The sequence below is a fragment of the Bradyrhizobium sp. BR 1433 genome, from assembly GCF_051547665.1.
In the GTDB taxonomy this organism is placed as follows: Bacteria; Pseudomonadota; Alphaproteobacteria; order Rhizobiales; family Xanthobacteraceae; genus Bradyrhizobium; species Bradyrhizobium australafricanum.
The window spans coordinates 4,236,061-4,260,227 of the sequence record NZ_JBPUGG010000001.1; the positions used below are offsets into that span (position 1 = coordinate 4,236,061).

The following is a 24,167-nucleotide window of genomic DNA, read 5'->3' on the forward strand; positions in this document are numbered from 1 at the left end:
GGCCGGCCGTGCATCGCGCGGCCGGTCCTTTGCGTTATAATCCTGACAACCGGCCCTTCCCCAGCGGCCGGGACAGGAGATGAGCAGCGATGCTGCACGACTGGGGCGTAATTGCCACGGCGTTCGCCTACATCGGATTGTTGTTCTTCATTGCCAGCCGCGGCGACCGCAGCTCGCCGGGCGAGCGCGGCCGCACCAGCCAGTGGATCTATCCGCTGTCGCTGGCGATCTACTGCACCTCCTGGACCTTCTTCGGCTCGGTCGGCTTCGCCACCCGCACCAGCATCGACTTCCTGGCGATCTATGTCGGCCCGATCGTGATGGTCGGATTGTGCACGCCGCTGCTGCGCCGGGTGATCGCGCTCGCCAAGTCGCAGAACATCACCTCGATCGCCGACTTCATCGCCGCGCGCTACGGCAAGAGCCAGGCGGTGGCGGCGACCGTGGCACTGATCGCGATCATCGGCTCGGTGCCCTACATCGCGCTGCAGCTCAAGGCGGTAGCGGCGTCGCTGGAGACCATCCTGAGCGAGGACCAGGCGTTCTCGAAAATCCCCGTGATCGGCGACATCGCGCTGATGGTCACGCTGGCGATGGCGGTGTTCGCGGTGCTGTTCGGCACCCGCCACACCGACGCGACCGAGCACCAGCACGGCCTGATCCTCGCGATCGCGGCCGAGTCCATCGTCAAGCTGGTCGCCTTCATCGCCGCCGGCGCTTTCGTCACCTTCTGGATGTTCTCGCCGGTCGAGCTCTACGAGCGCGCCCTGAAGACGCCGGAGGCGGTGCGCGCGATCGAATATGTCCCGTCGATCGGCAATTTCCTGATCATGACGCTGCTGTCGTTCTGCGCGGTCATGCTGCTGCCGCGCCAGTTCCATGTCAGCGTGGTGGAGAATTCGACGCCCGCCGAAGTCACCCGGGCGCGCTGGCTGTTCCCGCTCTACCTCATCGCCATCAACCTGTTCGTGATTCCGATCGCGATCGCAGGCCTCGTCATCTTCCCGTTCGGCGCGGTCGATGCCGACATGTTCGTGCTGGCGCTGCCGATCGAGGGCAATTCGCAATTGCTCAGCCTCGCCGTGTTCGTCGGCGGGCTGTCGGCGGCGACCGCGATGGTGATCGTCGAATGCGTCGCGCTGTCGATCATGGTCTCCAACGACATCGTGCTGCCGCTGGTCTTGCCGCGCAGCGACGACGCCAGCGCCGGCCAGAAGGACTTTGGCGATTTCCTGCTGAAGGCGCGCCGCTTCTCTATCTTCGCCATCATGGTGTTGGCGTATTTCTACTATCGCGCGCTCGGCAACACCCAGCTGGTCGCGATCGGCCTGCTGTCGTTTGCCGCGATCACCCAGCTGGCGCCGGCGTTCTTCGGCGGCCTGTTCTGGCGCAGAGCCACCGCACGCGGCGCCATGGCGGGCATGCTGGTCGGCTTCGCGACGTGGCTCTACACGCTGTTCATCCCGAGCTTCCTGGAAACCTCGACCGCCGGCCTGGTGCTGCTGCAGCACGGGCCGTTCGGGATCGAGGCGTTGCGGCCGCAGGCGCTGTTCGGCGCCGACCTGCCGCCGCTGCTGCACGGCGTGCTGTGGAGCCTTGCGCTCAACATCCTCACCTATGTGCTGTTCTCGCTGGCGCGCGCGCCGTCCTCGATCGAGTTGTTGCAGGCCGACGTGTTCGTGCCCAACGCGCTGGCCCCGATCGCGCCCAGCTTCCGGCGCTGGCGCACCACGGTGACGGTGGAGGACATCCAGAGCACGGTGACGCAATATCTCGGCCCCGACCGCACCCGCGAGGCCTTCGCCTCCTTCGCCGTCGACCGCAACATCGTGCTGCTGGCGTCGGCACCGGCCGATTTCGAGCTGCTGCAGCATGCCGAGCGGTTGATCGCCTCCTCGATCGGGGCGGCGTCCTCGCGCCTCGTGATGTCGCTGCTGCTGCAACGGCGCACGGTGTCGGCCAAGGCCGCGCTGAAACTGCTCGACGACTCCCACGCCGCCCTGCACTTCAACCGCGAGATCCTGCAGACCGCGCTCAATCACGTGCGCCAGGGCATCGCGGTGTTCGACGCCGATCTGCAGCTGATCTGTTCCAACCGCCAGTTCTCCGAATTGCTGGGGCTGCCGCAGCATCTGGTGCAGCTCGGCATCCCGCTGTCCGAGATTCTCGAATTCATGGGCGCGATCAGTCCGCCCGCGGCCGGCGACGGCGACAGCCTGCTGCAGGCCCGCCTGCGCGCCTACACCACCGAGGGCGAGCCCTATCTGGAACGCTTCACCGACCGCCATCTGGTGATCGAGGTACGTGCCAACCGCATGCCGGGCGGCGGGCTCGTCATCACCTTCTCCGACGTCACGCCGAGCTTCGAGGCGGCGGAGGCGCTGGAGCGCGCCAACGCGACGCTGGAAAGCGGGTGCGCGACCGCACCGAGGAGCTGACGCGGCTGAACTCAGAGCTCGCGCTCGCCAAGGGCATCGCGGAAGACGCCAACGCCTCCAAGACGCGCTTCCTGGCTGCCGCCAGCCACGACATCCTGCAGCCGCTCAATGCGGCGCGGCTCTATGTCACGAGCCTGGTCGAGCGCCAGAACGGCGGCGAGGATTCCCGCCTGGTCGAGAACATCGACGACTCGCTCGAGGCGATCGAGGACATTCTGGGCGCGCTGCTCGACATTTCCAGGCTCGATGCCGGCGCCATGACGCCGGCGATCACGAGCTTCCGGATGGCCGACCTGATGCGCTCGCTGGAGATCGAGTTCATGCCGATCGCTCGCGACAAGGGCCTCGATCTGCGCTTCGTGCCGTGCTCGCTGCCGGTCGAATCCGACCGCTCGCTGCTGCGCCGGCTGCTGCAGAACTTCATCTCCAACGCGATCAAATATACCCCGCGCGGCCGCGTCTTGATCGGCTGCCGCCGCCGCGGCACCACGCTCCAGATCAGCATCTTCGACACCGGCGTCGGCATTCCCGTGCAGAAGCGCGGCGAGATCTTCAAGGAGTTCCACCGCCTCGAGCAGGGCGCCCGGATCGCCCGCGGCCTCGGCCTCGGCTTGTCGATCGTCGAACGGCTGGCGCGGGTGCTCAACCACCGCATCGCGATCTCGGCCAATGTCAGCGGCGGCTCGGCGTTCTCGGTCACCGTGCCGGTCGCGACCGCGGTCAACCATACTGCGGCCGTCACCACCGCGACGCCGCTGTCGAAGACGCCGATGAGCGGCTCGCTGATTGTCTGCATCGAGAACGATCCCGCCATCCTCGACGGCATGAAGACGCTGCTGACGGCGTGGGACGCCGAGGTAATCGCGGTGCTCGACGCCGACGGCGCGATCAGCGCGATCGAGGCCGCCGGTGGCCGCGTCACCGGCGTCCTGGTCGACTACCATCTCGACCGCGGCAACGGCGTCGCCGCGATCCGCGAGATCCGCCGCCGCTTCGGCGACGGCATTCCGGCGATCCTGATCACCGCCGACCGCAGCCCCGCGGTGCGCGCCGCCGCGCGCGAGGAAAACATCGCGGTGCTGAACAAGCCGGTCAAACCCGCCTCGCTGCGCGCCCTGCTCGGACAATGGCGCACCCAGCAGATGGTGGCGGCGGAGTAGCGCGCGGGCGGCGCAATCTGGCGCGCATCTCGCTTTGGATGATGATGCAATTGGATCGAATCGCATCATGAGGGCGCCGCAAGGACACTGCGCTCCCTCCCGCAAGCGCGAGAGGTGAAGCGAGCCTGCGGAGTGGCCGGCTCGACCGAAAATCACATGCTCCAGCAAGATCGCCGAGCGTCGGTTCAGTTCGGTCCCATTCCGGCCGACGCCGGGTGCCCTGGCACCTGAAAGCGCTTGCCTGTGTCGGTAACGTTGGTTCCGTCGACCTTGAGGATCGAGAAATCCTGGCTGAGGCAGTTCCCGACCAGGATGTATTTTCCGTCAGGCGTGAAGACCGCGGCCTCAGGCAGTCCGCCGACTTCGATATCTCCGGTCTTGGTCACTTTCTTGCCGTCGATCTTCAGGACCGAGACGCTGCCGTTCTTCTCATGGAAGAACGCATTCTTCATGTTCGAGCCGCGCAGGATCACCGAGACTGCGAGATCCCCCTTCGGACTGACGCCAAGCCCCTCCGGTCCATCGCCGACCACCACGCGATCGATGATGCGCGGCGGCTTCGCTTCGAGATCGATGACGCTGGCCGTGTCGACGCTGCCGTCCGACGCGCCTGAGTTGCCATTGTCCGACGTCAACGCGATCTTGCTGTTCGGGGTCACTGCGACATTGTAAGGCCATTGGCCGGCCGGCAGGTCTATCTTGGTGTAGGTGACTTTGTCGCCGGCGATATCGAGCACCGATATCTTGTGCCCCGGAAAACGCGCGACCAGCGCGTGCTTGCCGTCAGGCGCGAACGCGACATGTGCGACACTGTCAGGCATCGATATCGTGTCGGTGACCTTGACGTCAGTGCCGTTGACCGAAAGTACGCTGATCGAACTGTCCCCGCGGTTGGCAACCAACGCCATCTTGCCATCGGGACTGAAGCTCAAGCCTGATGGCTGCTTTCCGCCAACAATGGTCGCTGCCAGCTTGGGCGGGGTCGCCTTGAGATCGATCACATAGATCTTGTTATCCGGCACCTGCTTCAGAGCGTCGCCTTCCTTCACCACGTCGACCGAATCCGCGACCAGCGCCACCGTTCCGGTCGGATCGATAGCGACGTTGACCGGGGGGCCGACTACCGAGTTCTTCAATGGGAGAGAAGCCGCAATCTTCGGGTTCTCGGGATCGGCGAGATCGATGATCAGCACTTGATCCTTGCCGGGCGCTGACAGCACCGGCTTGCCGTCGTCGTCCCACAACAGCTTCTCGTCCAGGCCGACGATCATCAGGGGCTTGGCCTGAGCGCAATTGAAAGAGCTGGTACCGAGAAGGATTACCGCAGCCAGAGATAGTCCGGCGACGCGAGTGACGGAAATCATGGCGTTCTCCCCAAAAAAGCACGCGGCCTCTCACGGGCCGATGCCGGACAGGATACTCGGTTTTCGACCGATGCGCAGTTTGAATGGGATCTGGATGGCTTCGCGAAAGCGTGCCATCGGGCGCGCTTTCGTGCCACCCGCCGGCTCGCTATGCCGTAGCCCGAGCCCGGCAATCACAGCTGGAGTTGCTCGGGACTACGTCGGCGGCGCGCCCTGGCGCCATTGGCCGCCGGCGATCTTGGCGGCGGCGATCACGGCTTGGGTGCGGCTTTCGACCCCGAGCTTCTGCAGGATCGCCGAGACATGGGCCTTGATGGTCGCTTCGGAAACGCCGAGCTCATAGGCGATCTGCTTGTTGAGCAGCCCCTCGGACAGCATCATCAGCACCCGCACCTGCTGCGGGGTCAGCGTCACCAGCCGGTCGCGCAGCCGCGTCATGTCGGGATCGCCGGCCGCCGACAGATCGGTGTCCGGCGGCACCCAGACGTCGCCCTCCATCACCTTCATGATGGCATCCCGCAGCGTCTCGACGCCGAAGCGCTTGGGGATGAAACCGGAAGCGCCGAAGTCGAGCGAGCGGCGGATGGTCCCGGCATCGTCACTGGCGGAGACGATCACCACCGGGATCGCCGGATACTGCGCCCGCAGATAGATCAGGCCGGAGAAACCGCTGATCCCCGGCATGCTCAGATCGAGCAGGATCAGGTCGACCTCGGAGTCCCGTTCCAGCAGCGCGGTCAGGTCCTCGAACGATCCGGCCTCGCTGATCGCGGCCGAAGTCACGACGCTCGACACCGCCTGGCGCAACGCATCGCGGAACAACGGATGGTCGTCGGCGATGACAAGATGAGTATTGGCAGCAGCAGTCATCTCAGTCCCACAAGCGGGCTTAGGCAAACCCGCGTCGCTCGGTTTTCGCCCGCGCGGCAGTATCACGCAAGCGCTTGATAATACCAGATGCCAACGCGGTTAACCCGCGCAGCTTGTGCGCCGCAATAGACGCATGCGGAGGCGTTCCATCCTGCTCTTCCTTCTGAAGATAGGTTCGATCCTGAAAAGGCCAAAAGTCTTATTGGGGCGGGTTTCACTGCGATGTTACCTTCATCTCAAGCCGAGGGCCCATTCGGGCCTCACCCGCCAGCCGGGGGCGAGCATGGCAGCAATATTTCGGGGGAGCTATCCAGATGTCCACAATGACTGCAAGTTCGGCGCGGCCCGCCGGCATGACGAAGGATGAGCGTTTCGTCATCCTCGCGTCGTCGCTCGGCACCGTGTTCGAGTGGTACGACTTCTATCTCTACGGTTCACTGGCCGGCATCATCGGCGCGCAGTTCTTCTCCGACTATCCGCCGGCGACCCGCGACATCTTCGCGTTGCTGGCCTTCGCGGCGGGCTTCCTGGTGCGCCCGTTCGGCGCGATCGTGTTCGGCCGGGTCGGCGACATCGTCGGTCGCAAATACACCTTCCTCGTCACCATCCTGATCATGGGCCTGTCGACCTTCATCGTCGGCCTGTTGCCCAACGCCAAGACCATCGGCCTCGCGGCGCCGATCATCCTGATCTCGCTGCGCCTGCTGCAGGGCCTCGCGCTCGGCGGCGAGTATGGCGGTGCGGCGACCTATGTCGCCGAGCACGCGCCAAACGGCAGGCGCGGCTATTACACCTCGTTCATTCAGACCACCGCAACGCTCGGCCTGTTCCTGTCGCTGCTGGTGATCCTGTTCACCCGCTCGATCACCGGCGAGAAGGACTTCGCGGACTGGGGCTGGCGCATTCCGTTCCTGGTGTCGGTGCTGCTGCTCGGCATCTCGGTCTGGATTCGGCTGCGGCTGAATGAATCGCCGGTGTTCCAGCGCATGAAGGACGAAGGCAAGAGCTCGAAGGCGCCGCTGACGGAGGCCTTCGCCAACTGGGGGAACGCCAAGATCGTGCTCCTGGCACTGCTCGGCGGCACCATGGGTCAGGGCGTGGTGTGGTACACTGGCCAGTTCTATGCGCTGTTCTTCCTGCAATCGATCCTCAAGGTCGACGGCTACACCGCGAACCTTCTGATCGCCTGGTCGTTGCTGTTCGGCACCGGCTTCTTCATCGTGTTCGGTGCGCTGTCCGACCGGATCGGACGCAAGCCGATCATCCTGGCGGGCTGCGCGATCGCGGCGCTGACCTTTATTCCGATCTTCAAGATGATCTCCTCCAATGCCAACCCGGCGCTGGAGAGGGCGATCGAATCGACCAAGGTCGAGGTGGTTGCCGATCCCGCAGGCTGCGGCGACCTGTTTAACCCGGTCGGCACCCGTGTGTTCACCGCGCCCTGCGACACTGCCCGCGCCTTCCTCGCCCAATCGTCGGTCAAGTACTCGACGACCTATGGCGCGGCCGGCTCCGGCGTGAAGGTCGTCGTCAACGGCAAGGACGTCCTCTACGCCAACGCCAAGGACGGCAACGCGGCAATCACCACCGCGGTGGCCGCCGCCGGCTATCCGAAGGCGGGCGATGCGGGCATCGTGAAGATGGCGCATCCGTTCGACATCTTCCGCCCGCAGGTCGCGGCCGTGATCGGCTTGCTGTTCATCCTGGTGATCTTCGTCACCATGGTCTACGGCCCGATTGCCGCGATGCTGGTCGAGCTGTTCCCGACCAAGATCCGCTATACCTCGATGTCGCTGCCCTATCACATCGGCAACGGCTGGTTCGGCGGGTTGTTGCCTGCGACCGCGTTCGCGATCGTGGCCTCGACCGGCGATATCTATGCCGGCCTCTGGTATCCGATCATCTTCGCCGCCATCACGGCGGTGGTCGGCCTGATCTTCCTGCCGGAGACCAAGGACGTCGACATTAGCAAAACCTGACCCGTCGACATCGGGATCAAGATGCATCGGCCGCGGAGCGATCCGCGGCCGATGTCATTTTGGAAGCCAGATCTCCGGACAGGTCCAGCGCGTCAGCGCGTGGCGCCGACGAATTGCAGCACGATCTCGCGCCGGTGCGGGCGGGCGCGATGCTCAATCAGATAGATGCCCTGCCAGGTGCCGAGCGCCATCTCGCCGTCGAGCACGGGGACCTGCAGCGAGGTCGCCGTCAGCATGGTCTTGATGTGCGCCGGCATGTCGTCAGGGCCTTCGGTGTCGTGACGCCAGCCGCCGTCTTCGGGCGCGGCACGATCGAGCGCCGTCATCAGATCGACCTGCACGGTCGGATCGGCATTCTCCTGGATCGTCAGCGAGGCCGAGGTGTGGCGGATGAACAGCGTGACCACACCCTCGCCGGCACGCACCTCGCGCAGGAATTTGGTGACCTCGCGCGTGATGTCGGCAAAGCCGGCGCCCGACGTTTCGACCGCCAGGCGCGACGACACGATGCTGGTTGCCGCGACGGAGGATGGCGCCGAGTGCGTGATGGTCCTCGATGAGTTCATCTGTAACTCTCACTATGTCGTCCCGGCGAAAGCCGGGACCCATACTCCGCGGCCCCTCAGCTACGAAGATTTGGAGTTGCCAGCTTAGCCACCCAACTCCCAGCGGTGGTTATGGGTCCCGGCTTGCGTGCGCAATTGCACACTACGAGAGAGCCGTATCAAATCTTGCCGCCATTGACGTCGCGCTGCACGCGGTTGGCCATCTCGATCAGCCGCCGCCAGGCCCGCTCCACGAACGACATCATGCGATCCATGTCGCGGTCGCTCGGCAGCGGGATCTCGATCTTGCGCTCGCCCTCGGCGACCTTCGGCTCGGTCTTGGGCTCCGGCTTCTTCAGCTGATCGGATTTCGGCAACGCTTCGTCGGTCTTGGCCGACGGTGCGCGCGCGGCGAGCTCATCCTTGAGCTTGTCATTGTCGGCTTGCAGGCGCCCGATCTCGGCATCCAGCGCCGCCCGCTCGTCCGGCACCATGTAACAGGCCCAGCCGGCGCTGGAATTGGTGCAGGTCGACACCGCGCCGGTGCGCGTGTCGAGCCGCAGGAAACCATCGCCGGCGGGTGATAAGGCGTAGCGGCCATTCTCGGTGTCAGGCGCGGTTTGCGCGATCGCCGTGCCGCCGCTTGCGATCAGGATGGCAGCAATTGCGATGGACAATTTCGACGGCGACATCGCGATGGGCATGGCTTGCTCCGCCTCAACCTGATTCCTGCCCCTAGACCACAGAGCTATAGGGCTTGCGGCCCGACTTCAACGCGTCTTCAAGCAATTCGATCCGGTCCTGGCCCCAGAACACCTCGCCATCGAGCACATATCCGGGCGAGCCGAACACGTCGGCGTCCAATGCATTCTGGCGATTCTGCTCATAGGCCGCGCTGATCGCTTCAGTGCTCGAGCGCTCGACCAGCTGCCGGCCGGGCAAACCGGCATCGTCGGCGAGCTTCACCAGCGTCTCAGGATCAGCAAGATCAAGCTGCTGCTCCCACACCGCGGGATAGGCCCGTTGCAAGAACGGCTCGGGGTCGAGGCCGGCCTCGAGCATCGCGATCACCACGCCATCGGCAAGGCGCCCGTTGAACGGCCAGTTGGCCGGCTGCAAATGAAAATTCAGTCCGCGCTTGTCGCGCCAGCGCTGCAACTCGATCATCCGATAGCGCTGCCGCACCGGATGGCGCTTGGCGAGCGGCAGTCCGCCGGTCTCGGAGAACAGATCGACCAGCAGCACAGGCCGGTAATTTACCTTGAGATCGTAAGTGCTTACGAGCCGAACGAAGGGCTTGTGGCCGATATAGGCCCAGGGGGATTGCAGCGAGAAGTAGTAATCGATCTGGCGCGACATGCGGAACCTGACTGCGTGAGAGGACGGGACTTTCGGCGATCCCAGCAGAGCGGGAATAGCCACGCAATATCGCTCAATGCCACGCAAGCTGTTGCACTGCGATCACTGCGTCACTCTGACCTTGAATATCTCCAAATAAAACCAGCAGAATCAAAGCAATAACTGGTTACGACGCAATCTTGACTTGATTAGACGCGGTAAGTATGGTCCGCGCGGCTTTTGACGGGGACGGGCGCAATTTCCATCATCCGCGGCATCGGTTAGTGTTTGCAGCATGGCTGAGAACACCAACGACGGCGCAAATGGAAGTCGCGATCAATCGCCTCCTGACGAAGCTGCGCTTTCCGCAAGGCTCGGAAGTCTCGATCATCGGTTGTCAGAAATTCGCGACAGCCGCAGGAGCAAGACTGATCAATCCGGTAATGAAAGCGGGGACAGTGCGGCCAGAGCTTCGGCTATGGCGCTCGGTTTTCGTCTTTCCTCGGAGCTGATCGCGGGCGTTGCCGTCGGAGCGGCGATTGGCTGGGGGTTCGACCGTTTGCTGTCGACGTCGCCATTCGGCTTCATCGTGTTAACGCTGCTCGGCTTCGTCGCCGGGGTGGTCAACGTGGTGAGGTCCGCGGGCGTGGCCTCGGGCAAGCGCTGAGCGCTGGCGGGAAGTCACGACATTTGAAATTCGATTACCGGCACGATAGCCGGTGGACCAAGAGCCGCGCGGATGAAAATCGACCCGATCCACCAGTTCAATATCGAGCCCCTCTTCACGCTCGGCCACATCGGCAATCACACGATCGCCTTCACCAATTCCTCGCTCTTCATGCTCATCGCGGTGCTGCTGATTGCGCTGCTGATGCTGGCGAGCGGCCGGGAACTGGTTCCGGGACGGCTGCAGTCGGTTGCCGAGATCTCCTACGAGTTCGTCGCCACCACGATTCGCAGCACGGCCGGCGCGGAAGGCATGAAGTTCTTCCCGCTGATCTTCTCGCTCTTCATGTTCCTCTGCGTCTCGAACCTGGTCGGCGTCATCCCCTACACCTTCACGATCGCGAGCCACCTGATCGTCACCGCGGCGCTCGCGCTTTTGGTGTTCTTCACCGTCCTGATCTACGGCGTCTACAAGAACGGCCTGAAATTCTTCAGCATCTTCGTCCCCCACGGCGTTCCGATCTACATCCTGCCGCTGGTCATGTTCATCGAGATCCTGTCGTTCTTCCTGCGGCCGGTCTCGCACAGCGTTCGTCTGTTCGCCAACATGCTGGCCGGCCACATCGCATTGAAGGTGTTCGCGGGCTTCGTCGCGATGCTCGGCTTCTCGCTGGGCGCGCTCGGCTGGGTCGGCGGCGTGCTGCCGCTGGCGCTCACGATTGCGCTGTATGCCCTCGAACTGCTGGTCGCGTTCCTGCAGGCCTACGTGTTCGCGATCCTGACCTGCATCTACCTCAACGACGCCATTCATCCGGGACACTAAGCGGTCCGGGGAATCTCCACCCACCAATCTGTCTATCTTTCTCAAGGAGCTACATATGGAACCGGCAGCAGCAAAACTTATCGGCGCGGGCATCGCGTGCATCGGCATGGGCGGCGCGGGCGTCGGCGTGGGCATCATCTTCGGCAACTACCTCGCCGCTGCGGTGCGTAACCCGTCGGCCGCTCAGGGCCAGTTCGGCAACCTGATCTTCGGCTTCGCCGTGACCGAAGCGCTCGGCATCTTCTCGCTGCTGATCGCGCTGCTGCTGCTGTTCGTTCCGCTCTGAGCGGCACTCCGGTTCCGCTCTGCGGCAACCCGGTTCCGCTCTGCGGTAACCCCTTCGCGCCGCCCAAGGGCTCTCCCAAGGATCGTCCCAAGGGCGGCGCGCATGACAGCGACAGGAGAACACCATGGCTGAGAGTCATGGCGAGGCAAAAGGCCAGAAAGCCGGCGCCCACACCGAGACCGACGGCGGACATCACGGCGGAGCCTTTCCGCCGTTCGATTCGTCCAACTTCGCCTCGCAGCTGGTGTCGCTGGCGATTGCATTTGTCGCGCTCTACCTGATCGTGTCGCGTATCGCCCTGCCGCGCGTCGGCGGGACGATCGATGCACGTCAGAACAAGATCGAGGGCGATCTGGCCGAGGCGCAGAAGCTGAAGGACGAGTCCGACGCGGCGCTGAAGGCCTACGAGACCGAACTGGCGAATGCGCGCGCCAACGCGCAGGCGATCGGCAACGAGACCCGCGAGAAGCTGAACGCGGCCTCGGAAGCCGAGCGCAAGGCGCTGGAAGAGAAGCTGGCGGCAAAGCTCGCCGACGCCGAGAAGCAGATCGCAACGACGAGGACCAACGCCATGAGCAACGTCCGCGGCATCGCGGCGGATGCGGCCGGCGCCATCGTCCAGCAACTTGCCGGCGTCACGCCGGACGCCAATGCGGTCAACAGCGCCGTCGACGCGTCGCTGAAGGGATAGACGATGTTTTACGAACCGGAAACCTGGGTTGCGATCGCCTTCGTCCTTCTGCTGGTCGTGTTCGGCTATCTCGGCGTTCATCGCACCCTGCTGACGGCGCTCGACCACCGCGCCGAGCGCATCAAGGCCGAGCTGGAAGACGCCCGCCGTCTGAAGGACGAGGCCGATAAGCTGCTCGGCGAGTACAAGGCGCGCCGCGCCAGCGCGGAGCGCGAGGCCGAGGAGATCATCTCCAACGCCAAGGCCGAAGCCGAACGGATCGCGGCCGAGGCCAAGACCAAGATGGAAGATTTTGTCGCGCGGCGGACCAAGACCGCCGAGAGCAAGATCGCCCAGGCCGAGGCCCAGGCCGTGGCCGATGTCCGCGCCGCCGCGGCCAACGCCGCGGTGACGGCCGCCTCGACCATCCTGTCGCAGTCGGTCAAGGGCTCGGTTGCCGACGACCTCGTCGGCAAGGGCATCGCCGAAGTCCGCTCCAAGCTGAACTGACGCGATCTGAACTCCTTAAAAAAGGCCGGCGCGAGCTCATCGCGCCGGCCTTTTGTTTTGTCCAAATTCGTCCGTTTGACGCGTTTTCGTCACGCGAACCGGCGTCCACTTCGCTCGAAAACGCGCTGTTACTTCTTCTTGTGTGGCGCGCGGGCCTTGGGCTCCGGCTTCAGGGCCTGCGGGTCGAAGCCGATATAGAAGATGTAATTGTCGTTGTCGGCCGGAGACGGCGCCGGATAGACGACGTCCTCGGCGACCAAGCTGAATGGCACGCTGCCGCTTTCGTCCATCTGCACCGTGGTGGTGTAGGCCTTGGTCATGATGGTCTTCTCGCCGACGCCGCCCTGCACCACGGCAACGCGCAGCGGCACCTGAATGCTCGGTGGCGCGCCCTGGGGACCGACAATGATCCGCCCCTGAATACCGATCTTGGCCGTGATCTGGCCGCTGTTCAGATTGCATTGCCGCGCCGTGCGCGTGATCGAGGCGAGGAACCTGACGTCGTTGCCGACCGCTTCCTTGCCGTTCGCGGCCACCGAATAGGTCGAGGCTCCGGAGCGGATCTGCACCGGCGGGCAGGTCAGTTCGGCGTCGGCATCGTTGAGCTGCTGCGGCGCCGCGGGCGTCGCCGGCTTGTCCTGGTCGGACGAGCCGCCGCCGAACAGGCTCTTGAAGCGGTCGCTCAGCGACTGCGCAGGAGCTGCCGAAGGCAGCAAAGTGGCACCGAGACCGATCGATACCGCCGCTGCGAGCGCGAACCTGATCACCCTTTCACCCATCAATATCCTCTAATTTCCCCACCAGGTTCCCTGTTTCGCGGCCGTTATAGCAAGGCAATGGCGGCGAACCCAAGGCATCGAGGGCGGCACCGCCATCCGCAAAAAGGCTTACGGATCAGCCGCGGAAATCCTCGTGCAGCAGGCCGAACAGCAGGTGGTCCTGCCAGATCCCGTTGATGCAGAGATAGCGCCGCGCCAGGCCCTCGCGGGTGAAGCCGCACTTCTCCAGCACGCGGATCGACGAGGCATTGGAGGGAATGCAGGCCGCCTCGATGCGGTGCAGATTGAGCTCGCCGAACAGCGAGGGCAGCAGCACCCGCAGCGCCGTCGTCATGTAGCCGCGATGGGCATGCGGCAGCCCGACCCAATAGCCGATCGTGCCGGCCTGCACGATGCCGCGGCGGACATTGGCGAGCGTGATGCCGCCGATCATCACCCCGTCCGATTCGCGGAAGATGATGAACGGATAGGAGCGGTCGGCGGCGATATCCTCGGTGTAGCGGCGCAGCCTGCGGCGGAAGCCGGCGCGGGTCAGGTCGTCGGAGGGCCAGATCGGTTCCCATGGCGTGAGATAGGCGCGGCTGAATTCGCGCAATTGCGCCCATTGCGGGAAATCCGACATCTGCGGCGCGCGCAGCAAGAGCCCGTGACCGCGCGGCATCAGTGCAGCGGGTCCATTGGACGGCAAACGAAACAGGGCCATGGCCCAACACTCCCCGCCACTTCTCCCTCGCCCCGCCCTTGCGGGGAGAGGGTCGGGGTGAGGGGTCTTACCGCAGATTCGGTCTTGCGGCTCTACCCCTCACCCGAAGCCTTCGGCCATAGCTGAGGCTCCGCCTCGGCGTATGTCCGTCAACGGCCGCCGGTAGGCGGCCTATGCTCTCCCCGCAAGCGCGGGGCGAGGTAAGCAGAATTCTCAATGCAACAGCGTCTTTGCCTTCGAATTCGTCAATCCTTCCGCAAAAGCCACCGCCGTGTCCAGACCCCTGCCGCTGCCGAGCGCGACAACGGCGGGCCGGCTGCGCGCCAGCAGGGCACGGGCGGCGTTGCGGCTCGATTCGACGCTGACCGCGTCGATCCGGGCCACCAGTTCTTCCACCGTCTGCGGCCGGCCATAGGCTAGCACATGGCGTGCCAATTGTTCGGCCCGCGATGAACAGCTTTCCAGCGCCATCAACAGGCCGGCCTTCATCTGCGCCTTGGCGCGGGCGACCTCGGCCTCGGTCAGGGTTTCCACCGCGTCGTTGATGACGTCGACGATGACTTCCATCATTTCCGGCGCATCCGCCGGATCGGTCCCGGTGTAGAGGCCGAAGAAGCCGGTGTCGGTGTAGGGCGCGTGGAAGGTGTAGATCGAGTAGCACAGCCCGCGCTTCTCGCGCACCTCCTGGAACAGCCGCGACGACATCCCGCCACCGAGCGTGTTGGTGAAGACCTGCAGCGAGAACAGCGACGGGTCGGTCTGCGGCACGCCTTCGAGCGCCAGCGTCAGATGCGCCTGCTCGAGATCGCGATGCACCACCCGCGAGCCGCCCTTGCCGAACATCGCGGCCTGCGGCTTCGGCGCCGGCGTGGCGTCGAAGCTTGCAAACTTCTGCGTGACGTCCTCGACGATCCGCGCGTGATCGACCGCGCCGGCGGCCGCGACCACCATGTCGGGGGCGCGGTAATGCGTCGACAGATAGCCGCGCAGGCATGTCGCGGTCGAAGGCCTTCAGCGTCTTGGCGGTGCCGAGCAGCGAGCGCCCCATTGGCTGCTCCGGATAGCAGAGCTCGTTGAGGTGCTCGAACACGACGTCGTCGGGGGTATCCTGCGCCGCGCCGATCTCCTGCACGATGACGCTCTTCTCGCGCTCCAGTTCGTCCGGCACGAAGGATGGGTTGGCGAGGATGTCGGACAGCACGTCGAGCGCCAGCGGCACGTCCGCCTTCATCACCCGCGCATAATAGGCCGTGGTCTCGGTCGAGGTCCCGGCATTGAGGTCGCCGCCGACCGCCTCGATCTCCTCGACGATCTCGCGCGAGGAGCGCCGCGCCGTGCCCTTGAACGCCATGTGCTCGAGCAGATGCGAGATGCCGTGCTCGTTCGGCTTCTCGTCGCGCCCGCCGACGCCAGCCCAGACCCCGAGCGCCGCGGTTTCCAGATGCGGCATGGTGTCGGTGACGATTGTCAGCCCGCTCGGCAGCTTGGTGATTTCAACGCCCATCAGGCGAACTCCCTGCTTGGCAGCACGGCTGACCGACAGCACGAAGCGCTCGACCTCGGCGGAATCATTCTTCATGACCGTGATGTGTTCGGATTTGCTCATCAGGCCTCCGAGCCAGACCGGCAGCTGCGGACGCACCCCGCAGGCGGCTTCCACCGCGTCGGGGAATTTGGCCGCGTGCGCGGTCGACAGCACGATGTTCGGGATCCTGGAATCCGAGCTGTCGCGGTCGGCGACCGCAAGCGCCACCGCGGTGTGGGGATCGACCAGATCGCCCGCCTCGCGCCAGGCGGCGCGGATCGCCGCCGCCGTCTCGGTCTCGTCGGCGCGGCCGGCGTCGAAATCACGGCGCACGGCGGCCAGCGTCGCATCCGGCAGCACGAAGCGGCCGGACTGCTTCAGCGAGGCCATCAGGCGGCGGACCTGATCGGCGTCGCGGCCGCTCGCCTCGAACAATAGCCGCTCGAAGTTCGAGGACACCTGGATGTCCATCGATGGCGACGTCGTGGCGTGCACCTCGCGGACCTCGTAGATGCCGGTCTTCAGCGTGCGCGCCAGGATGTCATTGACGTTGGCGGCGATGCGCAAGTTCCGGATCGGCAGCCCATCCGCTTGGCGACATAGCCGGCGAAGATGTCGCCGAAATTGCCGGTCGGCACCGTGAAATCGACGGTGCGCGCCGGCGAGCCGAGCGCGACCGCCGAGGTGAAGTAATAGACCACTTGCGCCACGATGCGCGCCCAGTTGATCGAGTTGACGCCCGACAGCGCCACCTGGTCGCGGAAGCGATGGTTGTTGAACATCGCCTTCACCAGCGCCTGGCAATCGTCGAAGGTGCCTTCGATCGCGAGCGCGTGGACGTTGGCGGCGCCGGTCGTCGTCATCATGCGGCGCTGCACCTCGGAGATGCGGCCGTTCGGAAACAGCACCACGAGGTCGACATTGTCGAGATTGGCAAAAGCCTCGACCGCGGCGCCACCGGTATCGCCCGAGGTCGCGACCACAATGGTGGTGCGCTGCGCGCGCTTGGCCAGCACGTGATCCATCAGCCGCGAGATCAGCTGCATCGCGACGTCCTTGAACGCCAGCGTCGGCCCGTGGAACAGCTCGAGCAGGAACTGGTTCGGCCCGGCCTGGTCGAGCGGCACCACCGCGGGATGGCGGAACGTGGCATAGGCCTCGTTGGCCATGCGGCCGAGCTCGGCGTCGGAAATCTCGCCGGCGACAAACGGACGGATGATCTCGACCGCGACCTCCCAATAGGGACGGCCGAAGAAGGTGGCGATGGTCTCGGGCGACAGTTGCGGCCAAGTCTCGGGCACGTAGAGCCCGCCGTCACGGGCAAGCCCGGTCAGCATCACATCGCAGAAGCCAAGCACCGGGGCCTCACCCCTGGTCGAAATATACCGCGTCAAACCGCCCTCCAAAGGCTTCGATCCGAGCCTTAAGCCTTTGATATCATGGAATTATCGAGTTCGCTTCATGCGACCCGAACGGTTCACCATAGAAGATCGGACCAGCAATGGGTAGCCCGAAGCGCGCGCCTCGGGGTCGCGGGGCGAGTGCGTGGCGTTGCTGAGGGAGATTGGCGGGCGCGCCGCAAACACAACCGTCGTCCCTGCGAAAGCAGGACCCATACTCCGCGGCGGAAGTGGTGAACGGGATCTGTCCTTCCTGCATCGCTCAACAATGACCGTTCGTGGCTATGGGTCCCTGCTTTCGCAGGGACGACAGCAAATGTGTGGTGCCGCTTGTGAAGTCATAATCACGCGTTCTCGCGACATCCGCGCGCGAGGGGTACAGCCAATCAGCGCGGGTCGCGCCATCCACTAACCGCTCGGCGGCGCCAGCGGCTGCACGATCTCCTGGAACGGCGGCAGCGCCTCGCAGCGCGCGGCGTGGGCCTTGAGCGCCGGATAGCGCGCGTCGAACAGGTGCGGATGCGCCTCACCGGTGAAGCGCAGCGCGCATGCCACCGCGACGTCGGCATGACCGATGCGATTCTCCAGCCAGTACGGCGTCTGCACGGCCGCGCGCTCCTGCTCCAGCACCGCGAGCACGCCCGCGATCTGCGCCTCGCAGCGCTCGACCCAGAGCTTCAACTGCTCCTTGCGCAGCACGCGCTCATAGACAAGGCTCACCGCCTTGTCGGCAAGCCCGGTCGCCAGCGCCGTGATGCGCAGATGCTTGCGCCGCCCCTCGCCCGAGCGCGCGATCATCGCCTTGTCCGGCCCGACCAGCTCGTCGAGATAATCCAGGATCGCGCCACTCTCGATCAGCGCCTCGCCGTCATCGAGCACCAGCGTCGGCACCCGCCGTACCGGATTGTAGGCCGCAACCTTCTCCGCATCGCCGAAGGTCGACCACGGCTTGTGCTCGAACGGCAATCCATAGAGCCGTAGCGCGATCGCGGTGCGGCGGACAAAGGGCGAGTCGTACTGGCCGATCAAAAACATCTTTCATCTCGTCGGTCATGCCGCGGCAAGCCGTTGCCGCGAAAGCAGGGCTTTCGAGGTGTGGCGGCCAAGCCGAGGTCAAGGGTAGATGGACCGCGCGGCTTTGCAACACGCATTGAATTTGTCAGCGGCGTCCGGGGTCAAACTTTTCCGACGGCTCTCTTTAACTCTTCGATAGCTCGCTCTCTCACATTCTTTCGAAACTTTCGAAGTTGGCGATGTATCGAGGAGCCCCTGGGACCGAAAATTGCGGCGGCCCGGCGAGCATAAGTCCAAAATGTCCAATTCCTGAAGTCGTCGCCGAATTCCCCAAAGTCCTGCACTCTGCCGAACTTTTCGATAAGCTGCTCGTAGTCAAAATTTGCTTCCAGGAAAGCTATCCCTTTTCCTGGATACCGTTTCGTAGTTGCGATGGCTGCGTAACGAGCAGAGCGCGTAACCTTCCGATAGAGATTTGAAAGTGTACTATCGCGGATAAAAATCCGTTTGCCATCGAATTTGAACCCGAGATATTCGAGGCCATTCTCACCCTGCGTGCCTTCGGTGAGTCTACAAGCTTGGCCCGATGCCGTCGCCTTGAACTCGAACACCGACGACTTCTTCTCTTTGATGAGAAGCTTCGAGCCATGATGCTTAATCATCTCCCTAACTTCTGCAGCAAGCGCTGCGCCCGTTGCTTCATCTCCCGGGCAAATAATAAGGATATCGTCAGAGTAGCGATAATAGTAGCCGCCAAGGTCAGAAACACGCTTGCGGACGGCACAGTCAAATTTCAGTAGGTAGACGTTAGCTAGGAGATCTGAGACAGGCGAACCTTGCGGAATTCCGTAAGTTTTCAGATTCACATCAATGAGGCTTTTTGAGCCATCACCGCCACCAATCTTTTGCCGAAACTCTTGGCCCGAGCAAAGCCGCCTCGGCATATTCTTGTACGGAACAAGATAGCCATTACTTATGCTTCCCGTCGTCGGATTATGCTTGCTACCAAAATAACCGAGCCGTCGATAGACATCTTGTTTCTCAACGACCGCGTAGCGGGTGATAGCCCTAAAGACCCTAAAATGGTCCTCGGGCAGCTTGTTAACACCGAGAAGGTCGCACCAAGCTGCCTTCAGAATCTGATGATCGAGCGACTCGAAAAATCCACTAATATCAAGTGCGACGACGCAACAATTGCCTAAAGCTGAAATTCTATCGAAGGCATCGCGAGCGAAGTGGATATTGCATTTCCCTTTGCCATCCGCATCTTGAATGCGTCGATAGGCGGTGATCAAGTCGCTCAAGCCGTACTTCGATAGAGCCGCCTCGTAAGCCATCGACAGCTGATGCCGATAGTAGGAGAAGATATAGGCGTCAGCCCGAGAAGCGTAACGGATCGGACGCGTTTTGACGTCGCCAAACTCACCCTTCTTTGCGAAGCGCGTCCAACGATTGTTATAGAGCATAAATGGATAGAATTTGTGGCTCGCTACAGCTACCGGATTGGTCGCTAGGGCAGTAGCATCTTGGACAGATAGCTCCGAGTCGAAATGAGGATACCGCTTCAGGTCAGGCGACTTAAGCTGCCAAGTCAGCATCCATTCCCCCGAAATGCGAGAGAGGGTGAGGCAGCCGGTTGCGGTCCGGCTATTGCCTCACCCTGCACCGTTAGTAAGCGAGTCCTCGTCGAAGACTCTCAGTCCGCAACATATCGACTATATAGTCTACACTGCAGTCCAGGCGCTACGCGCTTGGCTCGGCGGCGTCGACAACGATACGGAGTTCACCACAATCATGGCGATCAGCATCATCGCGAACGTCAACCTTGACAGTTTCAACAATTGCTCTGGCTCCCCCGAACAAATCATCGTAGCCAGATAACACCAATCCAAACAACCTAGAGAAGTGCTTGATCTAAGTGGGTTGCGATCAGGGCTTTTCAAGGGCGCGCCCGAACCATTTGTTGCGGTCCGCACCCCAGCACCACCTAAGGGCCCAACTCAATCTTAAATCACCGGCACATGCCTCGCCGCATCGCGCGGCAATTTGCCGTCGAGCCTGGGATCATCGGCCACCTCGATCTGCCGCAGGAACGGACGGAAGCCGGAGCGCTGGTAAAACGCGACGGCCGAGGGATGATCGAACGTGCAGGTGTGCACCCAGATGCGGCTGACGTCGCGCGACCAGGCAATCTCGAGCGCGCGGTTCATCAGGAAGCGCGCGGCGCCGGTGCCGATGAATTTTGCGGTGACGCCGAAATACAGCAGCTGGCATTCGCCGGCCACGCTGAAGTCGAGTTCGAGCAGACCCTCATCCTGGCCGTCGACGGCCAGCCCGTAGAGCTCGTTGCCGGGGCCGTGGATCCTCGAGGCGAGATCGGCGTCATCGAGCCCGGTGCGGGTGAACCACAGCCACTCCTCGCCGACCCGGCGATAGATATCGCGATACCAGTCGAGCGCGGGCGGATCGACCTTGCGCAGGCGCCACGCGCCGGGCGGATCGTCGCGCAGCGGCGGACGCGCGGTCATTTCCAGATGGGTGACGACGGCAGCGATCTTGCCGTGGGGGATGTCGGAGTAACCGTCGGGCAGCAGCATCGCGACCTCTGTTTGCAGGCTGTCGGCGGGACATAACCGCACGTCGCCGCGGATGCAATGCAACGCTGCGCGCAATGCCTGGTCAGGAGAAGCAGACGAGGTAACCCGCCGCATCCGCTGCTGCTCATTCGAGCGGCCAGGTCCAACGAGCGGGATAAACCAGCTTGAACGCGCTTTGAGGGAGGGCTCCCAGGCCCTCCCGTACCCGGTTAGTTGCCGACCCACACGTTGCCGTTGGCGTCGAAATCGTTCTTCGGGTTGTAGCCGGACTCGCGAAGACTCCGCATACGCATCGCGCGGTCGCTGACATCGCCATTGAGACTGGCGTTGGCATTGAGCACGGCTGGACTTAGTGCGGTACCCATCACGAGACGCTGGTGGGTCCGGTGTTGTGCCGTGCGTGCATCGGCGAGTGCCGCTGTGGACAGAGAAGCAACTGCTATCGAAACAAGAATGATTTTCGTCATGGTCAGCTCCTGTGAAGTAACCAGCTGAGCTTTCAATCGCTTCCAGAAAATACGTGCTCGCGCCGGATGTGAAAACCGTCACGGGCCGGCGCCGATCACGATCGGTCAGACTAGCAGGCAGAAGCCGACGCTTCTTGGACCCCCGCGCACAGCGTCGCGGGAAGTCCGTGCGCAAATCGCAAACGTCAACTTGTAGTGATCCAGATGCGCCAAGTTGATGGCACAAAGTGAATAGTGGCTGACGGCTGCTGTCCGCGTCGGCATTCGCATCGGTTAATCCCGGGTCGCGCTTCCGCCTTCAGGAGAAGCAGGAAGAGTGAGCGCGGTGCTCGCCACACGCTTGACGTCGTCCCGGCCCAGTGCGCAATTGCGCACGGGAGCCGGGACCCATTACCACAGGACTACGTTGTTGAACGACGCTGCGGCCCCAACATCGCAGGACAATTGGCATTCGTGGTTATGGGTCCCGGCCTTCGCCGGGACGACATTAGAGTTTGTGGCGCAGCCGATGAGACGTACTCGCTCCCTCATCTCGGCGTCAGCGTGATCGCCTCCGCAGTTGCGGCTTCCACCGCCGGCCGGCTGTAGAGCAGCGGCACATACTGGCCCGTCGCCCATAGCGGCGCGAGGTCGCGGTAGTGGCCGCTGAAGGGATCGCCGGATTGGCCCGGCGTGTTGACGGCGCGGCTCGCATCCCAATTGCCGACATCGAGCACCATGCGGAATGAAGCGCCGGAGATCAGATGATAGTCGGAGCGGCGATAGGTGGCGGCGCGCGGCACGTTGGCGGCGCCGCCGAAGGCGAGTGGGCCGACCTGCATCTGCGCCGCGGTCGCCTTGTCGGCGAGCGGCATCAGCGCGTGATTGAATTGCGCGACATGCAGCCGGCCCCAGCGCCAGGTCGACGCATCGGGGCCGAGCTTGTCGGCAACATCGGCGACCGCCTCGCCGAGACTGTCGCGCAGTACGCGGTCGCGCTCGGCTGAGGGATCGCTGCCGAGCGCCGCGTCCGGCTTTTCGAGATAGCCGACAATGGCGGAGATGCTGGAGGCCTCCGGCGCGATCAGCTCGGCTGCCTTCGGCGCGGTGGTCTTGAGCAGCACCGGGCCGAGATGGTTTGCGATCCACACCTCGTAGACCGCGGCGGCTGCGCTCTCGGCCGCGTCGCGCGCATCCCACGCCTTGAGCAGATCGAGGCCCTTCCTGACGTTCGCATCATCCGACGTGAGCGGCTTCAGCAGCGCGACGAGGCGCCGCGCGAGCATGCCGGTGTCGTCGTTCTGCAGCGCCATCGCGTCCGCCAGCGTCACCTTGCTGTTGGCCTGCAGCACCTCGGTGATGCGCAGCCAGCGCGCGCTGTCGGCCCATTCGAATCCGACCCTGCGCTCACCCACCGGATAATCCGCCGGCAGGTTCATCTGGTTGGCGGTGGCGATAAAGCCCTGCTTCGGCTGATACAGCTTCGGCAATTCGTCGAGCGACAGAAAGCCCTGCCACTCATAGCGGCCGTCGCCGGGCACCGGCATCAGGCCGTCGAAACTGGCGCGGCGCGGCGTCTTGCCGGCGGCGACCCAACCGATATTGCCTGACGTGTCGGCATAAACCTGGTTCTCCGACGGCGCCCCCCAGCGCCGCATCGCGCCGAGGAAGCCGTTCCAATTCTTCGCCGTCATGTAGTCGGACGAGCCGAAATAGGCCGAGGTGCCCGGCTCGAACCAGATCGAGCGCACCGCGAACGCATGCTTCTTGTCGGCGTCGACGAAGATCACCGGGCCGTGGCGGGTGAACTTCAACTCGAGATCGCGGTCGGCCTCGCCCTTCACCGCTTCCTTCTCATGCACGATCCGCATGTCCTCCCAGCCGCTGCCGTAGCGGTACTGGTTCGGATTGTCCGGGTTGAGCTCGTAGACGTAGAGGTCTTCCTGATCGACGTTGAAGATGGTCAGCCCGAACGCGATGATGTCGTTGTGGCCGATCGAGATGCCCGGCAGCGCAGGCTCGCCGGCACCGATCACGGAGATGCCGGGCGCGTTGAGGCCGACGATGTAGCGCAGCGACGGCACCGAGTGCTCGCGATGCGGATCGTTGGCGAGGATCGGACGTCCGGTCGCGGTGCGCGATGCCGCGATCACCCAGTTGTTGGAGCCGATGGTGTCGCGCTGCTGGTCGGCCTCGGCGAGGTAGGTGTCGGGATCATGCGCCAGCGCCGCCTTCTGGTCCTTCGGCGCGGCGAACTTCACCGGCCGCGTGGCAAGATCGTAGGCGGCGAGTACCGCCTTCGGCACGCTGCAGGGATCGAGCCCATCGGGGATCCTGGTGGTCCAGGTGGGCTCCAGCTTGACGCGGAAGCGATCGGCATCGAGGCCTGCAGCGCAGGCGACCCGCGAGCGCTTCACCTCGGAGGCGACATTGCGGGTCAGGCCATGGCTGCGGACGCGCACGACATCCTCTGCCGACCACAAATCCGGCATCGTGCCTGCGATCCTGAACTCGATCGGCAGCGCGCGCTTGCCCGCCTGGACGTCGGCGACATAGGCGTTGACGCCGGCGACGAACGCCTCTGCATAGGATTTCGCCTTCGGGCCATAGGCGGCCCATTCCGCATTCATGTCGCCGCGATAGAGGAACAGGCGCAACGCCTTGTCCTGCTCGGCATAGGCAGGGCCGAAATCCTTCGCCAAGAGGCCGAGCCCGCGCTTGCGCCAGAGATCGATCTGCCAGAGCCGATCGCGCGCGGCGTTGAAGCCTTGCAGGAAGAACAGGTCGTGCTCGTTGCCGGCATAGATGTGCGGTATGCCCCAGACATCGACCAGGATCTGCCCCGGCGCCTTCAGCCCGGCGACGTCGGTCTTGACCTCGCGCGCCGCGACGAGCGGGCTCGGCTTCTCGCGCGCGGTGGCGGGTGCAACAAGTATTGCGGCGCAGAGTGCGGCAGTGAGTAGCTTGGCGACGCGGTTGAGATCCGTGTTCATGTTGTTCTCCGATGGTTGTTATTGATTGTTGCGCACACTTGGCGAGATTGAGCGGCAGCCG

Annotated in this window: 18 protein-coding genes and 3 pseudogenes; 7 read left to right on the forward strand and 14 right to left on the reverse strand. The window is 63.8% G+C overall.

The features are described from left to right. Positions 1-89 precede the first annotated feature (89 nt). Positions 90-3,598, forward strand: a pseudogene (locus ACSKB9_RS20675) (PAS domain-containing hybrid sensor histidine kinase/response regulator). Between the two features lie 185 nt (positions 3,599-3,783). Here ACSKB9_RS20675 and ACSKB9_RS20680 read toward each other — a convergent pair. Further along, entirely contained in the window at positions 3,784-4,962 is a 1,179-nt protein-coding gene (locus tag ACSKB9_RS20680; RefSeq protein ID WP_438075360.1) for a YncE family protein, read from the reverse strand. A gap of 195 nt (positions 4,963-5,157) precedes the next feature. Then, on the reverse strand, positions 5,158-5,832 hold the full coding sequence (locus ACSKB9_RS20685; RefSeq protein WP_438075362.1) for a response regulator: 675 nt from the start codon (positions 5,830-5,832) through the stop codon (positions 5,158-5,160). A gap of 353 nt (positions 5,833-6,185) precedes the next feature. On the opposite strand from ACSKB9_RS20685, the gene ACSKB9_RS20690 reads away from it, so the two are divergent. Continuing rightward, complete coding sequence (locus tag ACSKB9_RS20690; protein ID WP_438080317.1) at positions 6,186-7,811, forward strand: MFS transporter; 1,626 nt, start codon at positions 6,186-6,188, stop codon at positions 7,809-7,811. 92 nt (positions 7,812-7,903) lie between these two features. Here ACSKB9_RS20690 and ACSKB9_RS20695 read toward each other — a convergent pair whose 3' ends face one another. The 3 genes from ACSKB9_RS20695 to ACSKB9_RS20705 form a co-directional block, all read right to left on the reverse strand. Beyond that, complete coding sequence (locus tag ACSKB9_RS20695) at positions 7,904-8,377, reverse strand: secondary thiamine-phosphate synthase enzyme YjbQ (RefSeq protein ID WP_438075364.1); 474 nt, start codon at positions 8,375-8,377, stop codon at positions 7,904-7,906. 158 nt (positions 8,378-8,535) lie between these two features. Next, positions 8,536-9,060: a hypothetical protein gene (locus ACSKB9_RS20700; RefSeq protein WP_438075366.1), complete on the reverse strand. Its 525-nt coding sequence runs from the start codon at positions 9,058-9,060 to the stop codon at positions 8,536-8,538. A 31-nt stretch (positions 9,061-9,091) separates the two neighbouring features. Next, positions 9,092-9,715: a 2-hydroxychromene-2-carboxylate isomerase gene (locus tag ACSKB9_RS20705; protein ID WP_438075368.1), complete on the reverse strand. Its 624-nt coding sequence runs from the start codon at positions 9,713-9,715 to the stop codon at positions 9,092-9,094. A gap of 274 nt (positions 9,716-9,989) precedes the next feature. On the opposite strand from ACSKB9_RS20705, the gene ACSKB9_RS20710 reads away from it, so the two are divergent. From ACSKB9_RS20710 to ACSKB9_RS20730, 5 genes are all read left to right on the forward strand, one after another. Then, positions 9,990-10,361 carry an AtpZ/AtpI family protein gene (locus ACSKB9_RS20710; RefSeq protein WP_028338953.1) on the forward strand — a complete coding sequence of 124 codons (372 nt, stop codon included), beginning with the start codon at positions 9,990-9,992 and terminating at the stop codon, positions 10,359-10,361. A 72-nt stretch (positions 10,362-10,433) separates the two neighbouring features. Then, positions 10,434-11,183 carry a F0F1 ATP synthase subunit A gene (locus ACSKB9_RS20715; protein WP_016847053.1) on the forward strand — a complete coding sequence of 250 codons (750 nt, stop codon included), beginning with the start codon at positions 10,434-10,436 and terminating at the stop codon, positions 11,181-11,183. A 55-nt stretch (positions 11,184-11,238) separates the two neighbouring features. Beyond that, entirely contained in the window at positions 11,239-11,469 is a 231-nt protein-coding gene (locus tag ACSKB9_RS20720; protein ID WP_016847054.1) for a F0F1 ATP synthase subunit C, read from the forward strand. A gap of 124 nt (positions 11,470-11,593) precedes the next feature. Next, a complete protein-coding gene (locus ACSKB9_RS20725) occupies positions 11,594-12,160 on the forward strand; it encodes a F0F1 ATP synthase subunit B (protein WP_076830944.1) in 567 nt (188 codons plus the stop codon). 3 nt (positions 12,161-12,163) lie between these two features. Then, positions 12,164-12,649 carry a F0F1 ATP synthase subunit B family protein gene (locus ACSKB9_RS20730; protein WP_438075372.1) on the forward strand — a complete coding sequence of 162 codons (486 nt, stop codon included), beginning with the start codon at positions 12,164-12,166 and terminating at the stop codon, positions 12,647-12,649. Positions 12,650-12,777: 128 nt separating this feature from the next. Here the strand turns inward: ACSKB9_RS20730 and ACSKB9_RS20735 are convergent, their stop codons facing one another. From ACSKB9_RS20735 to ACSKB9_RS20775, 9 genes and pseudogenes are all read right to left on the reverse strand, one after another. Next, complete coding sequence (locus ACSKB9_RS20735; protein WP_438075374.1) at positions 12,778-13,428, reverse strand: hypothetical protein; 651 nt, start codon at positions 13,426-13,428, stop codon at positions 12,778-12,780. Positions 13,429-13,543: 115 nt separating this feature from the next. Then, the gene (locus tag ACSKB9_RS20740) at positions 13,544-14,131 is read right to left on the reverse strand and encodes a GNAT family N-acetyltransferase (protein WP_026191927.1); all 588 of its coding nucleotides are present in this window, start codon (positions 14,129-14,131) and stop codon (positions 13,544-13,546) included. Between the two features lie 213 nt (positions 14,132-14,344). Beyond that, positions 14,345-15,635, reverse strand: a pseudogene (locus ACSKB9_RS20745) (M16 family metallopeptidase). 6 nt (positions 15,636-15,641) lie between these two features. Continuing rightward, positions 15,642-17,050, reverse strand: a pseudogene (thrC, locus tag ACSKB9_RS20750) (threonine synthase); the annotation flags it as partial. 414 nt (positions 17,051-17,464) lie between these two features. Beyond that, positions 17,465-18,091, reverse strand: coding sequence for a glutathione S-transferase family protein (locus ACSKB9_RS20755; protein WP_438075376.1), 627 nt, complete (start codon positions 18,089-18,091; stop codon positions 17,465-17,467). Between the two features lie 140 nt (positions 18,092-18,231). Continuing rightward, on the reverse strand, positions 18,232-19,668 hold the full coding sequence (locus ACSKB9_RS20760) for a reverse transcriptase domain-containing protein (RefSeq protein WP_438075378.1): 1,437 nt from the start codon (positions 19,666-19,668) through the stop codon (positions 18,232-18,234). 408 nt (positions 19,669-20,076) lie between these two features. Further along, positions 20,077-20,667, reverse strand: a complete 591-nt coding sequence (locus ACSKB9_RS20765; protein WP_438075380.1) for a GNAT family N-acetyltransferase — start codon at positions 20,665-20,667, stop codon at positions 20,077-20,079. A gap of 209 nt (positions 20,668-20,876) precedes the next feature. Beyond that, positions 20,877-21,134 (reverse strand): hypothetical protein, encoded by a 258-nt coding sequence (locus tag ACSKB9_RS20770; protein WP_438075382.1) that lies wholly within the window; start codon positions 21,132-21,134, stop codon positions 20,877-20,879. A 527-nt stretch (positions 21,135-21,661) separates the two neighbouring features. Next, complete coding sequence (locus tag ACSKB9_RS20775; RefSeq protein WP_438075384.1) at positions 21,662-24,106, reverse strand: penicillin acylase family protein; 2,445 nt, start codon at positions 24,104-24,106, stop codon at positions 21,662-21,664. Between the last annotated feature and the right edge of the window lie 61 nt (positions 24,107-24,167).

Coding starts and splice junctions, on each gene's coding strand:
- ACSKB9_RS20700 (WP_438075366.1), bottom strand. CDS start 9,060: ATGCCCATCGCGATGTCGCCGTCGAAATTGTCCATCGCAATTGCTGCC.
- ACSKB9_RS20740 (WP_026191927.1), bottom strand. CDS start 14,131: ATGGCCCTGTTTCGTTTGCCGTCCAATGGACCCGCTGCACTGATGCCG.
- ACSKB9_RS20730 (WP_438075372.1), top strand. CDS start 12,164: ATGTTTTACGAACCGGAAACCTGGGTTGCGATCGCCTTCGTCCTTCTG.
- ACSKB9_RS20760 (WP_438075378.1), bottom strand. CDS start 19,668: ATGCTGACTTGGCAGCTTAAGTCGCCTGACCTGAAGCGGTATCCTCAT.
- ACSKB9_RS20765 (WP_438075380.1), bottom strand. CDS start 20,667: ATGCTGCTGCCCGACGGTTACTCCGACATCCCCCACGGCAAGATCGCT.
- ACSKB9_RS20725 (WP_076830944.1), top strand. CDS start 11,594: ATGGCTGAGAGTCATGGCGAGGCAAAAGGCCAGAAAGCCGGCGCCCAC.
- ACSKB9_RS20710 (WP_028338953.1), top strand. CDS start 9,990: ATGGCTGAGAACACCAACGACGGCGCAAATGGAAGTCGCGATCAATCG.
- ACSKB9_RS20690 (WP_438080317.1), top strand. CDS start 6,186: ATGACGAAGGATGAGCGTTTCGTCATCCTCGCGTCGTCGCTCGGCACC.
- ACSKB9_RS20735 (WP_438075374.1), bottom strand. CDS start 13,428: ATGGGTGAAAGGGTGATCAGGTTCGCGCTCGCAGCGGCGGTATCGATC.
- ACSKB9_RS20680 (WP_438075360.1), bottom strand. CDS start 4,962: ATGATTTCCGTCACTCGCGTCGCCGGACTATCTCTGGCTGCGGTAATC.
- ACSKB9_RS20755 (WP_438075376.1), bottom strand. CDS start 18,091: ATGTTTTTGATCGGCCAGTACGACTCGCCCTTTGTCCGCCGCACCGCG.
- ACSKB9_RS20695 (WP_438075364.1), bottom strand. CDS start 8,377: ATGAACTCATCGAGGACCATCACGCACTCGGCGCCATCCTCCGTCGCG.
- ACSKB9_RS20685 (WP_438075362.1), bottom strand. CDS start 5,832: ATGACTGCTGCTGCCAATACTCATCTTGTCATCGCCGACGACCATCCG.
- ACSKB9_RS20775 (WP_438075384.1), bottom strand. CDS start 24,106: ATGAACACGGATCTCAACCGCGTCGCCAAGCTACTCACTGCCGCACTC.
- ACSKB9_RS20770 (WP_438075382.1), bottom strand. CDS start 21,134: ATGACGAAAATCATTCTTGTTTCGATAGCAGTTGCTTCTCTGTCCACA.
- ACSKB9_RS20705 (WP_438075368.1), bottom strand. CDS start 9,715: ATGTCGCGCCAGATCGATTACTACTTCTCGCTGCAATCCCCCTGGGCC.
- ACSKB9_RS20720 (WP_016847054.1), top strand. CDS start 11,239: ATGGAACCGGCAGCAGCAAAACTTATCGGCGCGGGCATCGCGTGCATC.
- ACSKB9_RS20715 (WP_016847053.1), top strand. CDS start 10,434: ATGAAAATCGACCCGATCCACCAGTTCAATATCGAGCCCCTCTTCACG.